The following is a 12,742-nucleotide window of genomic DNA, read 5'->3' on the forward strand; positions in this document are numbered from 1 at the left end:
GAGGTTGGATGAAATCAGCAGTATTGGGGGCAGCACTGGCGCTGACAGCGCTTCCCCTTTCTGCCTTCGAGCATTTTGAGGCAGAAGGTGAAATCTCGTTCCAGCAGCGTCAGTTTGCAGAAACCGGCTTGTTGGGACAAAGCAAAAGCCAGACTTCGGTGGCGATAGAGCCAGAGCTTTATTGGGAAACCGAAGAGGGGAATTCGAGCTTTGTGTTCTCACCGTTTTTCCGTTGGGATTCAATGGATGACGACCGCACTCATGGTGATGTTCGCGAAGCCTTGTGGCGACACTATGATAGCAATTATGAAATTCGTGCAGGGGTCGGCATTGTCTTCTGGGGCGTGACAGAGTCACAACATTTAGTCGATGTGATTAACCAAACCGACGCAGTAGAGGCGATTGATGGTGAAGTAAAACTCGGGCAACCCATGGTGAGCGTGGGTTGGGAGTTTGATGACAGCCTGCTCGATCTGTACCTGCTTCCTTACTTTCGGGAACGAACCTTCGCCAGCAATGATGGCAGACTGGCTTTCCCGGGGTTGGGTGATACAGAAGCGCAATACGAATCTAGACATGAAGAGTGGTATCCGGACTTGGCGGGGCGTTACTCGCTAATGTGGGACCAATGGGACTTTGGAGTAAGTGCTTTTCATGGCACTAATCGGGATCCATATTTTGTGCAGGGTTTGTCGAATTCTGTGCAACCGTATTACGCCTTGATGAGTCAGGTTGGACTAGATGTGCAGGCGATTTTCGGAGACTGGCTGTGGAAAGCAGAAGCTATTAGAAGATTCAGCTTAGACAATCACACGGCGTTTACTGGCGGCTTTGAATACACCTATGTTGGTGTAAACGACGGCATAACCGACCTTGGTTTTTTGGTGGAATACCTTTATGACAACCGCGGTGAAAAAGCGCCAGTGGCAGGTCAGAATGATGTGTTTGCCGGACTTCGTTGGGTGTTGAACGATTTAGACGGCACCGAGTTTCTGGTGGGTGGCACGCTGGATTTGGACAACTCTGATTCTGTCACCGTGAGGCTCGAATCCAGTGGGCGTTTCAGTAACGACTGGAGCTGGACAGTCACAGGTTGGATGTTTGATTCTGATACCCCATCGGACCCTGTTTACTCGCTCCGCAAAGACGATTTTCTGGAAGCGGAAATCAGTTGGTATTTTTAACGAAGGTCCTAGGAAGAGCAAAGAGCGGTCCTAGGTCCTGGATCCTAGGAAAAGCAAAAGCTTGAAGTGGCGGCTGTGACATAAAAAACTTTGCAGGTTCCAAGACCCGCTCTAAAGCAAACTCATCTGGCTGCTGTTAGGTTGCTCCGGCATTAAGGGCGCTAACGGTGGCAAGGTAATGTGCTCACACAGCTTTTCGTAATAACGCGCCGCTAACTGCGGCGCTTCGTCGTTATTGGCGGTGTGAATAAAGAGATAAGGCGTTTTACCTTCATTTATCCATACCGGGATTTTTTTTAGCCAGTTGGCAAAGAACTTATCGTTTCGCTCAAGCGTTGGGTCTCCGATAAATCGCACCATGGGGGTTTCTGCTGTCGAAATGGCATGCACTGGCACTTTGGGTTTCTTCTGCTGGGCATCAAGCAAGGCGTCGGTATCGGGTGGAACCGCGAAAACAGGGCGGCTGTCCATGATGATGCGGTTGGCACCAAGCTCCATCAGCATCGCATTCAACGCGCGTTCTTCTTCACCTTTGGCAAAAAACGCGAGATGACGAACTTCCACACCCAGTTTAAAGCCTTTTGGCATTGCGCTCAGAAAGCGTTTGAGGTCGGGCAAATTCTCAGGCCCAAACGCTGCAGGAAGCTGAATTTTCCAAAGCCCAATACGCTCATGGAGTGGCTGCATCAGGGTAATAAACTCTGACACCATTTCATCGGAATGGCGCAGCATCATTTGGTGCGTCACGGGTTGGGGAAACTTAAAGGTAAAGCTGAATGCATCGCTGGTGGCCGCTTTCCAGTTCGCCACCGTGGCGTGGGAAGGACTCGCGTAAAAGGTGGTGTTTCCTTCCACAGAATTGAACACTTCTGCGTAACGGGCCAGTCGTTCGCCGCTTTTTGTGCCAGAAGGGTAGAACACACGCTGCCATGAATTGTGTGACCATTGAGTCATACCAAGGCGGATTGGCGGTGAAGTCATTTGGGAAAGCGGCGTTTGCAAACCTAGAGTCCTTTCTGTTGTTTGAGCGGCTATTGTGGAATTAATACCAATCGTAGTAAATATCTGCTCATCCTAGCTTGTTAAAATGCTCGATAACTGCGTTGAAAAATTTGATTGTAGAATAACTACGTATCGAAATTTTTTGCCTTGTTCTCGAGCATTTTTCCTGCGCTATTTCTGATCAGCTACCTACTGTGATTGGTATAACACTGGCGAGAGGTCAATCTTTGCTGCTTTTTTGCGCAGTTGCGACGATTTCCCTCCTTAGTCTGGCTACGATTTACCGCAGGCTCATTTTTTCCTTTATAATGCGCCGTCTTTTTGAAATATTTAGAGGTTCGCTGGTGCAGTTTTTCCAGCGGGCATCAGCAGTGAAAGCTGCAAACCCTCATTCGATACTTTGCGTCTTGTGGCGTAAAAGGACAGTAAGTAACAGATCGGGAAATTCATATGCGCACCCAATATTGTGGTCACCTGAACAAAGCCCTCGCAGGGCAAACTGTAGAACTATGCGGCTGGGTTAACCGTCGTCGCGATTTAGGCGGTCTTATCTTCATCGATATGCGAGATCGTGAAGGTATCGTTCAGGTAGTTGTAGACCCAGATATGAAAGATATCTTCGAGGTTGCTAACCAACTGCGTAACGAATTCTGTATCAAAATCACCGGTGAAGTGCGTCTGCGTCCTGACAGCCAAATCAACAAAGGTATGGCGACGGGTGAAGTAGAAGTGCTGGCGCGTGGCGTTGAGATCATCAACCGTGCAGCTCCACTTCCACTGGACTTCAACCAGAACAACTCTGAAGAACAGCGTCTGAAGCACCGCTACCTTGACCTGCGTCGTCCTGAAATGAGTGACCGCATCAAGCTGCGTGCAAAAGCGTCGAGCTTTGTTCGCCGCTTCCTGGATGACAACGGCTTCCTGGACATCGAAACGCCAGTATTGACCAAAGCGACCCCGGAAGGCGCGCGTGACTACTTGGTACCAAGCCGTGTTCACAAAGGTAGCTTCTACGCGCTGCCTCAGTCTCCACAGTTGTTCAAACAGCTGCTGATGATGTCTGGTTTCGACCGTTACTACCAAATCGTTAAGTGTTTCCGTGACGAAGACCTGCGTGCAGACCGTCAGCCAGAATTCACCCAAATCGATATCGAAACCTCGTTCATGAACGCAGAACAAGTGCGCGAAGTGACTGAGCGTATGGTTCGTGACATGTGGCAAGAGCTGCTTAACGTTGATTTGGGCGCTTTCCCACAAATGACTTTCGCTGAAGCGATGCGTCGTTTCGGTTCTGACAAACCAGACCTGCGTAACCCGCTGGAAATGGTTGATGTAGCTGATCTGCTGAAAGACGTTGAATTCAAAGTCTTCTCTGGCCCTGCAAACGATCCGAAAGGCCGTGTTGCAGTCATCCGTGTACCGGGTGGTGCTGAGCTTTCTCGTAAACAAATTGACGACTACACCAAGTTCGTTGGTATTTACGGCGCGAAAGGTCTGGCATGGGTGAAAGTGAACGACCGTGCAGCAGGCATGGAAGGCATTCAGTCTCCGGTTGCCAAATTCCTGACGGAAGATGTGGTTAACGGCATTCTTGAGCGCACTGGCGCAGAGTCTGGCGACATCATCCTGTTCGGTGCTGACAGCAAGAGAGTGGTAACTGAAGCGATGGGTGCACTGCGTCTGAAGCTGGGTACCGATCTGGGTCTGACTGACACCAGCAAGTGGGCACCACTGTGGGTTGTTGATTTCCCAATGTTCGAAGAAGACGACGAAGGTAACCTGCACGCGATGCACCACCCGTTTACGTCTCCACTGAACGTGTCTCCTGAAGAGCTGAAAGCGAACCCAGAGAGTGTAAATTCTAACGCTTACGACATGGTTCTGAATGGCTACGAAGTGGGCGGTGGTTCTGTTCGTATCCACAACCCTGAAATGCAAACGGCGGTATTTGACCTGCTGGGCATCGAAGCGGAAGAGCAAAAAGTGAAGTTCGGCTTCCTGCTTGAAGCGTTGAAGTACGGTACACCACCACACGCGGGTCTGGCATTCGGTCTTGACCGTCTTGTTATGCTGCTATGTGGCACCGAAAACATCCGTGATGTTATCGCGTTCCCGAAAACCACTGCAGCAGCATGTCTGTTGACTGATGCACCAAGTGAAGCAAACCCAGCAGCACTGGAAGAGCTTGCGCTGGCAATCACAGCAGCAGCTAAGAAAGAAGAAAACGACGCATAAGTCGTTACTCTTTAAGAACAATAAGGCCAGATTATCTGGCCTTATTTGTTTCTGAAACCAAGTTATAAAGCCAGCAGATATGGTCTTTCTCTCAGAAAGGTTTTATCTGTTTTGCTATAAAACCATGACTGAATAATAACGTCAGTGGTATGTCGGCCGCTGATAGAGGAGTGAGAAATGGCAGGTCATAGTAAGTTCGCCAACATCAAACACCGTAAGGCTGCGCAAGATGCTAAGCGCGGTAAAATTTTTACCAAGCTAATTCGTGAAATCGTGGTTGCGACTAAAGAAGGCGGTCCTGAGCCAGAGAACAACCCTCGTTTGCGCGCTGCGATTGATAAAGCACTGTCAAACAACATGACCCGAGACACCGTTAACCGCGCTGTTACGCGTGGAGCGGGTGGTGAAGGCGAAGAGAACATGGAAACCGTGATCTATGAAGGTTACGGTCCTGCGGGTACTGCAGTCATGGTTGAATGTATGACCGATAACCGTAACCGCACCGTTTCCGGTGTTCGTCATGCGTTTTCTAAAGCGGGCGGAAACCTTGGCACTGACGGAAGCGTGAGCTACCTGTTCGACAAAAAAGGTGTCATTTCTTATGCGGCAGGTCTGGATGAAGACTCAGTGATGGAAGCAGCACTGGAAGGTGGTGCGGATGACGTTGAGACTCATGAAGATGGTTCGATGGACGTTTACACAACGCCAGCAGAGTTCGGAGCGGTGAAAGATGCGCTGGATGCAGCGGGTTTTGAAGCGCAAAACGCAGAAGTTACGCTCGTCCCTTCAACCAAAGCAGACTTAGACGAAACCACCGCACCTAAACTGCTTCGTTTGATTGATGCACTTGAAGATCTTGATGACGTTCAAGAGGTCTACCACAACGGCGATATTTCTGACGAAGTCGCAGCAACACTGGAATAATCATACGTGGCTATTATTCTCGGGATTGACCCGGGTTCGCGGATCACTGGCTACGGCGTGATCCGCCATCAAGGCAGGCATCTGGAATATCTTGGCAGCGGTTGTATCCGAACAGATTCTGAAGATTTGGCCGGGCGATTAGGCCAGATTTATGCTGGTGTCGGTGAAGTGATTACCCAGTTTCAGCCGGATACTTTCGCCATCGAGCAGGTGTTTATGGCGCGCAACGCGGATTCAGCACTTAAGCTCGGCCAGGCACGTGGAAGCGCGATTGTTGCCGCCGTCAATGCGGGTTTACCTGTTTCTGAGTACGCTGCCCGTTTGATCAAGCAGGCCGTGGTTGGCAAAGGCAGTGCAGATAAGAAGCAGGTTCAGCACATGGTCGTTCATATGCTGAAACTGCCATCTACCCCACAAGCCGATGCGGCAGATGCCTTAGCCGTCGCGATTTGTCATGCCCACACCAACCATACGCTGGTGGCTATGGCTGGGCAGGCGAAGAGCGCAAGGCGCGGGCGTTATAGATAAAATCATGGGGCTTATGCCCCTTGTCGTTAGTACACAATTAGCCGGTCTTGAGTTTTAAGATTTTCTAGGTATGTCTCGGTCTGAGAAGTTAATGGATTGAATGTAAGCGACACGTACTCAATTCTGGGGTTGAGTTCAAAATCCACTGAACTGAAATTATTATAATCTCCATAAAACCTTGTTAAATTAGGATTCTGACTGAGGTCAATTTCAGTAATATCATTACTAATAATATATAACTCGGATAGATTTTCATTTGAACTTAAATCAAGAAATCTAAGGTTGTTTGAAGCTAAGCCAACTTCGGTTAAATTTGTGTTCTTTGAAAGATCAATCTCTGTCAATTCGTTAATGTTTGCAATGAGTTCTTCAAGTAATAGGTTTGATGATAAATCAAGATTTGTCAGCAGGTTATATTCGATATCCAAATGTTGAAGCTTTGATAATTTATCAATATTTATCTCTGTTAAACTCAATCTCGATGCTTCTAAAAAATTGATATTTGGATAAGAGTTATAATCTATTGCTGGGAAATTATTTCTCCCAGATTGGAAAAATACAAGATGATCGCTTGGAGGATAATTTAGGGTCTCCATGTCATTTCCAAAGATAGATAGCGAGCTGATTTTTTCATTTGAAGTTAAGTCTAGGCTATTTATGTCGTTACCTATTATAGATAGCGATTCTAGGTTTGGAACTTCTTCTAGTTGAATTGATCTTAATGAATTTAAGCCAAGGCCTAGATGGGCTAGTCTATCGTTGTCTTCTAGAACTATGCTGGTTACATTATTGTATGTGAACTCAGCCCATTCTATATTAGGGACACCAGACAAATCGACACTCATGATCTTGTTGAATCCGAACCATAAGCTCCTCAGGTTTTTACTTTCTGGAAGAATTAATACTTGAGAATTACTATCTGACATACTGATATAAGTGGCGGAATTTGCCCAACTAAAATCCGCAACAGTAATGTTGTTGTCACTTAGAAAAAAGCTATTTGTATATATGAACTGCTCTAAACCATCCATTGTTTCAATGTCCATATCTTCACACATTATTGAGTAGACACGTTCCAAATATTGATAGTTTTCATTCTCTATGCAACTGCGCAATGAGTCATCTTTGATTAAAGATAGTTTGATAGGAGTTCTAGTTTCTATGAACTCAGGAGGGGGTGAAATTTGAGCGGGTTGGTCATCATCTCCAGCATTAATGACATTTGAATCGCCTCCGCCTCCGCCTCCGCCTCCACAGCCAGCTAACGTAGTAACAAGTCCTAATAACAGTATTTTTATCATTTTCATTTATTGGATCATCCATTTATCCATACAACAAAGAAACCGTAACTGATTTCGTTACACTGAACTGACGCGTATATGAGACTCATCAGTTTCGTCTTAATAGCGAGTCAATGTTGCTACTCAGGTGCGTGGTCTGTGCGCAGGGAGTCTGTGGCAACGTTTTCGCCAAAGTTTTCTGATGAATGGCAAAAAAACCTATGCCTCTCTTTCTTAACTTTTGGGTGAAATTGATTAGAGAAATCCCCGTTCTTTTCTATGGTTGTCTAAGGGATATCTATGTTTTCGAATGGGAAAATCTATGAAATACATCAAAACAGGCTTGTGCATCTTTATCGCGTTTGTGTTTATTCAGTCGCTGTTCTTCAAGTTTTCGGGTTCACCGGAAACGGAATTTATCTTCGGCACACTGGGTGAGTGGTCTGGGCAGGCTTGGTTCGGCAAATACGGCGCTTATATGGTAGGTATTGTTGAACTGATCGCCTCGATTCTGCTTTTTACACGCCTTCATGCTTTGGGCGCTTTTTTAGCAGTCGGTACTATGACTGGCGCTATTTTCTTCCACTTGTTTACACCAATCGGAGTTGCGCAGCCTGCGTTTAATGAAGCAGGTGAGGTGGTCGGTAACGATGGCGGCACACTATTTGTGATGGCATGTTTGGTTTGGCTTTCGGCGGCATTCTTGCTGTATCAAACAAGAAAAGGTGACCGCGAAGAAGTCGATTAATCTCGGCTTACTCTCTCGCTGAGCATCGCAACTTGTTGTAACGTGGTAACCAATAGCGATAGAAAGCGAGAGAGTGATTATCTTGTCCCAGCAAAACTCCCAACAATCTTCGAGCACGCGGTCAGTCCTTAAATGGATTGCCGCTTATCTTCTGCCTTATCGCAGCAAAGTCATTGGTGCTGTCTTCTTTCTTTTCCTTGGCTCTTTGAGCTGGCTGGCGCTTGGGCAGGCTGTGAAGCTTGTGGTTGATGAAGGCTTTCTCTCAGGGAATGCCACCGAGTTGAATAAGCTAGTTCTGGTTATTCTAGGTATTACGGTGGTCAGTGGCTTTGCAACCTTCTGTCGTTTCTATCTGATGAGCTGGCTCGGCGAGCGCGTCAGTGCGGATATCCGCATGACTGTATATCACCATCTTCTCAAACTTTCACCTTCGTTTTATGCCAAAGAAAGAACGGGTGAAGTCATCAGTCGATTTACCGCAGACACGACGCTGCTGCAGACGGTAGTGGGTTCCAGTCTTTCAATGGCGCTGCGTTCTGGCGTCTCTGTGATTGGTGGTCTAATCATGATGGCGTTCACCAGTATCACTTTAACAGGGCTAGTATTGCTGGCGGTCCCTGTGGTGCTGGTTCCCATTTTCGTACTGGGACGAAAAGTGCGTCGATTGGCACGTGTGAGTCAGGACCGGGTGGCTGATCTTGGCGCCCACGTAGATGAAACGCTCCACGAAATTCGCACTGTCCAATCTTACAACCATGAAGACGCTGATGCGCATCATTTCAATGGTCGCGTTGAATCGGTTATGGATGCTGCTAAAACGCGTATCCGCTACCGCGCGACCTTAATGGGCTCCGTGGTGTTTCTCTCTATAGTGGCCATTGTGCTGGTCACTTGGGTTGGCGCATTGAGCGTTTTGGACGGCTCATTGACCGCAGGCCAGCTGTCAGCCTTTATGTTTTATGCCTTGTTAGTGGCGGGTGGTGTGGCCACCATTGGCGAAGTGATTGGGGACATTCAACGTGCAGCCGGTGCGACTGAACGCCTGATTGAATTATCCCAAATGAAGCAGGACATTCAGGAGCCACAGAGGCCCCGCCAGTTACCGGAGCCCGTTTCCGGCGTAGTCCGTTTTGATGGTATCTCTTTCTCCTATCCCGGTGGTGAAAACCTTCCGGTATTTCATTCACTCTCTTTTGATGTAAAAGCGGGTGAGCGCATCGCGCTGGTTGGCCCAAGCGGGGCCGGGAAAAGTACTGTTTTTGCTCTGCTTCAACGCTTTTTTGATGTTCAGGAAGGGCACATTGATATTGATGGTGTCAGCATTTCAGACCTCTCGATTGAAACCTTGAGAAAGCAGTTTGCGCTGGTGCCGCAAGAGTCAGTGATTTTCGCGACCACTGTACTTGAGAACGTGCGTTACGGCGCACCTGAAGCCAGCGAAGAAGCCGTGATAGCTGCCTGTAAAGCGGCGAGAGCGCATGACTTTATCGTGGAGTTTCCTGATGGTTATCATACTGAATTGGGCGAACGTGGCGTGCGTTTATCAGGTGGTCAGAAGCAACGTATTTCAATAGCTCGCGCGATATTGGCAGACCGCCCAATTCTCCTTCTCGATGAAGCCACTAGTGCGCTGGATGCCGTGAGTGAACACAAAGTGAAATCAGCGCTTGATGAGCTTATGTCGCACAAAACATCGATAGTAATTGCTCATCGTCTCGCTACCGTGGTCAACGCAGACAAGATCCTGGTAATGGATAAAGGGCAAATTGTCGCCACAGGAACACATGATGAATTGATGGCTTCGTCTCCGCTTTATCGCGAATTTGCTGCGTTGCAGTTGGTGTCTGCTACCGAGGAAATGCCAGCAAAAATTGTTGGTGAATGACGGGTGAATTCCATGACTTATCTGAGTGACTTTACAGATTAGTCGTTAGTCTGATGCAGTGTTGAAAATAACTCGAAAGGATAGGACTCTAAAATGAAAAAGCTACTAGCCGTATTTGCAGTATTATTTGTGATTGCTGGCTGTTCACCGGAAGTGGGCAGTGAAGAGTGGTGCAAAGAGCTAAAAGAAAAACCAAAAGGCGATTGGTCGACCAACGAAGCGACTGATTTTGCAAAACACTGCATTTTCTAAGCTAAGCACTAAGCCTCAACCTGACACTAAAAAGCGAGCGTGGCTCGCTTTTTTTATTCCTCTATTAGGTAAGCCGCCTCTGGTGATGAATTCTCCATAAAAGTGATCTCAGGCGTAAAGCTTGACGTTCCAACTAGGGTCACTCACGTTTCGTGGAGTTGGGTATGTCGGAGCTTGCCATAGACCTGGCGCGAATTCAGTTTGCGTTCACTGTGTCTTTTCACATCATATTCCCTGCCTTTTCTATCGGGCTTGCCAGCTATATCACGGTGCTGGAAGCGCTGCACTTGAAAACCAAGCAGCATCAATACCTTGAGCTTTCAAAGTACTGGACGAAAATTTTTGCTGTGACGTTTGGTATGGGTGTAGTGAGCGGTATCGTCATGAGTTACCAGTTCGGCACGAACTGGGGTGTCTTCTCCGACAAAACCGGCCCAGTGCTCGGGCCTTTGATGGGTTATGAAGTGCTTACCGCGTTTTTCCTCGAAGCGGGTTTCCTCGGCATCATGCTTTTCGGTCGCGAGCGAGTCGGTCCTAAACTTCATTTCCTGGCCGTTGCAGTCGTCGCATTTGGCACTTTACTATCCGCCACTTGGATACTGTCAGTAAACAGTTGGATGCAAACACCTGCAGGGTTTGATTTCAATGACAAAGGCCAATTTATCGTCACGGACTGGTTTGAAGTCGTGTTCAATCCGTCCTTCCCGTACCGCCTGGTTCACATGGTCATTGCTGCGTATCTGACAACGGCCTTTATGGTTGCAGGTGTCGGTGCTTGGCATTTACTGCGCGCGCTCACAATGAGCTGGGCCGGATAAGCCTTTCGATGGGCATGTGGATGGCGGTTTTGGTTACACCAATTCAAATTGTGGCCGGTGACCTTCATGGGCTTAACACGTTGGAACACCAGCCTATGAAAGTAGCGGCGATGGAAGGACACTTCGAAACCCAAAAAGGTGCGCCGCTTATCCTGTTTGGTATTCCAAATGAAGAGACCGAAACGGTTGACTACAAAGTTGAAATTCCAAAATTGGGTAGCATTATTCTTACCCATTCCATTGATGGCGAGATCAAAGGTCTTAAGTCGGTTCCGCCTGAAGAAAGGCCGCCTGTTGCTACTGTGTTCTGGAGTTTCCGAATTATGGTGGCTATTGGTTTTTTAATGCTGGGAATGGGGTTGGTGTCCCTGTGGCTACGTTACAAGAAAACCTTGTATGAAACGGCTTGGTTCCTAAGGACCTGCGTATATGCCGCGCCTTGTGGCTTTTTGGCGATATTGGCGGGATGGGTGACTACCGAAGTAGGGCGTCAGCCATACACGGTATACGGATTACTCCGAACCTCAGAATCCGTGTCGCCGATTGATGCCAGTGCGGTCGGTGCTTCGCTCGCCGTGTTCGTGGTGGTCTATTTCGTGATATTTGGTGCGGGTATCTACTACTTACTGAAACTGATGAGAAAATCGCCGACCAAGTACGAGCAGGATTTGGACGGGCGCATTGTTACCCGACTTTCACATGGTAACTCAACCAAAGATCTTACTGTGAATCCAGAGCCCGCTTCAGGTAAGGAGTCATAATGGATTACGCACTTATCTGGGCGGTGATAATCGCTTTTGCCGTATTCGCTTATGTCATTCTTGATGGCTTCGACCTTGGTGTTGGCATACTTTTCCCCTCGTTAAATGACGACGAGAAAGATGCCGCGATGAACTCCATCGCACCTATTTGGGATGGTAATGAAACTTGGCTGGTATTGGGTGGGGGAGGACTGTTTGCGGTCTTCCCTTTGGCGTATGCCATCATCATGCCTGCTGTCTACGCACCCATTATTGCAATGCTGATTGGTCTGATATTTCGTGGTGTTGCGTTTGAGTATCGCTATCGTACCAAAAAGGGTCGTTACCTATGGGACTGGTCTTTCGCGGGTGGCTCGATGGTGGCAACCTTTTCCCAAGGGATGATCCTCGGCACCCTGTTGCAAGGAATTGAAGTTGCCGATAGACAATACGCAGGGGGCTGGTTTGACTGGCTGACGCCTTTTTCCCTCTTCTGTGGTCTTGCAGTAACCGCAGGATATACCTTGCTCGGTGGCTGCTGGCTGCTAATTAAGACTTCCGGGAGTATCGAAGAAAAACTCTTTCCAAAGTGCAAAAAACTCACCTTCTTGTTCCTCGGAGCCATTGGTGTGGTGAGTGTTTGGCTTCCGTTTATCTCCAGCGATATCGCCGCGAGATGGTTTACTTTCCCGAATGCTGCGGGCTTTTTCCTTATTCCGGCCATTTCAGCGTTCGCGGCTTACCAACTCTGGCACTCCTTGAGTTTGCGTCGCGCTGGAGCAGCGTACTGCTGGACACTCATGATATATCTGATGGCATTTGCCGGTTTTGCCATCAGCATATTCCCTTACATGGTGCCTAGAGCAGTGACCCTTTGGGATGCGGCTGCACCAGACAATAGCCTTGCATTCCTGTTCGCTGGCGCTGTGGTTTTGCTGCCAATCATCATCATTTATTCGGCATATTCCTACTGGGTGTTCCGCGGGAAGGTCAGAGCTGACGAGGGGTATCATGAATAAACAGGGCAAAGCGTTTGCGTGGTTTGTCGGCCTTTGGCTAGCGGGTGTGCTAGCAGTGACGGCACTTGCCTATTTCATTCGTTACACGATGCAGTGGGTCGGATTAGTCTGATCGCATAGCCATTTC

The 12,742-nt window shown here is 48.1% G+C and carries 11 protein-coding genes and 1 pseudogene; 10 read left to right on the forward strand and 2 right to left on the reverse strand.

The annotated features are described in order from the left end of the window. The first annotated feature begins 8 nt into the window (after window positions 1-8). Complete coding sequence (locus tag G5S52_RS02685; RefSeq protein WP_165011663.1) at window positions 9-1,184, forward strand: hypothetical protein; 1,176 nt, start codon at window positions 9-11, stop codon at window positions 1,182-1,184. A 111-nt stretch (window positions 1,185-1,295) separates the two neighbouring features. Here the strand turns inward: G5S52_RS02685 and G5S52_RS02690 are convergent, their stop codons facing one another. Further along, complete coding sequence (locus G5S52_RS02690) at window positions 1,296-2,165, reverse strand: DUF72 domain-containing protein (protein ID WP_165011718.1); 870 nt, start codon at window positions 2,163-2,165, stop codon at window positions 1,296-1,298. Between the two features lie 471 nt (window positions 2,166-2,636). On the opposite strand from G5S52_RS02690, the gene aspS reads away from it, so the two are divergent. The 3 genes from aspS (at window position 2,637) to ruvC (ending at window position 5,873) form a co-directional block, all read left to right on the forward strand. Next, complete coding sequence (gene aspS, locus G5S52_RS02695) at window positions 2,637-4,421, forward strand: aspartate--tRNA ligase (protein WP_165011664.1); 1,785 nt, start codon at window positions 2,637-2,639, stop codon at window positions 4,419-4,421. A 177-nt stretch (window positions 4,422-4,598) separates the two neighbouring features. Then, window positions 4,599-5,345 (forward strand): YebC/PmpR family DNA-binding transcriptional regulator, encoded by a 747-nt coding sequence (locus tag G5S52_RS02700; RefSeq protein ID WP_165011665.1) that lies wholly within the window; start codon window positions 4,599-4,601, stop codon window positions 5,343-5,345. A gap of 6 nt (window positions 5,346-5,351) precedes the next feature. Then, window positions 5,352-5,873 (forward strand): crossover junction endodeoxyribonuclease RuvC, encoded by a 522-nt coding sequence (gene ruvC, locus G5S52_RS02705; protein ID WP_165011666.1) that lies wholly within the window; start codon window positions 5,352-5,354, stop codon window positions 5,871-5,873. Window positions 5,874-5,899: 26 nt separating this feature from the next. On the opposite strand, the gene G5S52_RS02710 is transcribed toward ruvC, so the two are convergent. After that, window positions 5,900-7,180 (reverse strand): leucine-rich repeat domain-containing protein, encoded by a 1,281-nt coding sequence (locus G5S52_RS02710; protein WP_165011667.1) that lies wholly within the window; start codon window positions 7,178-7,180, stop codon window positions 5,900-5,902. 295 nt (window positions 7,181-7,475) lie between these two features. On the opposite strand from G5S52_RS02710, the gene G5S52_RS02715 reads away from it, so the two are divergent. The 6 genes and pseudogenes from G5S52_RS02715 to G5S52_RS02740 all read left to right on the forward strand — a co-directional run bounded on the left by G5S52_RS02715 (window position 7,476) and on the right by G5S52_RS02740 (window position 12,727). Further along, window positions 7,476-7,901 (forward strand): hypothetical protein, encoded by a 426-nt coding sequence (locus G5S52_RS02715; RefSeq protein WP_165011668.1) that lies wholly within the window; start codon window positions 7,476-7,478, stop codon window positions 7,899-7,901. Window positions 7,902-7,974: 73 nt separating this feature from the next. Beyond that, window positions 7,975-9,786: an ABC transporter transmembrane domain-containing protein gene (locus G5S52_RS02720; RefSeq protein ID WP_368737439.1), complete on the forward strand. Its 1,812-nt coding sequence runs from the start codon at window positions 7,975-7,977 to the stop codon at window positions 9,784-9,786. A gap of 93 nt (window positions 9,787-9,879) precedes the next feature. After that, window positions 9,880-10,038, forward strand: a complete 159-nt coding sequence (locus G5S52_RS02725; protein WP_002538453.1) for a DUF3012 domain-containing protein — start codon at window positions 9,880-9,882, stop codon at window positions 10,036-10,038. Between the two features lie 164 nt (window positions 10,039-10,202). Next, a pseudogene (locus G5S52_RS02730) lies at window positions 10,203-11,617 on the forward strand (cytochrome ubiquinol oxidase subunit I). Beyond that, complete coding sequence (gene cydB / locus G5S52_RS02735; protein ID WP_165011670.1) at window positions 11,617-12,615, forward strand: cytochrome d ubiquinol oxidase subunit II; 999 nt, start codon at window positions 11,617-11,619, stop codon at window positions 12,613-12,615. The pseudogene G5S52_RS02730 and the gene cydB overlap by 1 nt, the downstream one beginning before the upstream one ends. Next, on the forward strand, window positions 12,608-12,727 hold the full coding sequence (locus G5S52_RS02740) for a DUF2474 family protein (protein WP_165011671.1): 120 nt from the start codon (window positions 12,608-12,610) through the stop codon (window positions 12,725-12,727). The genes cydB and G5S52_RS02740 overlap by 8 nt, the downstream gene beginning before the upstream one ends. Window positions 12,728-12,742: the final 15 nt, after the last annotated feature.

Source organism: Grimontia sedimenti, assembly GCF_011045095.1.
In the GTDB taxonomy this organism is placed as follows: Bacteria; Pseudomonadota; Gammaproteobacteria; order Enterobacterales; family Vibrionaceae; genus Enterovibrio; species Enterovibrio sedimenti.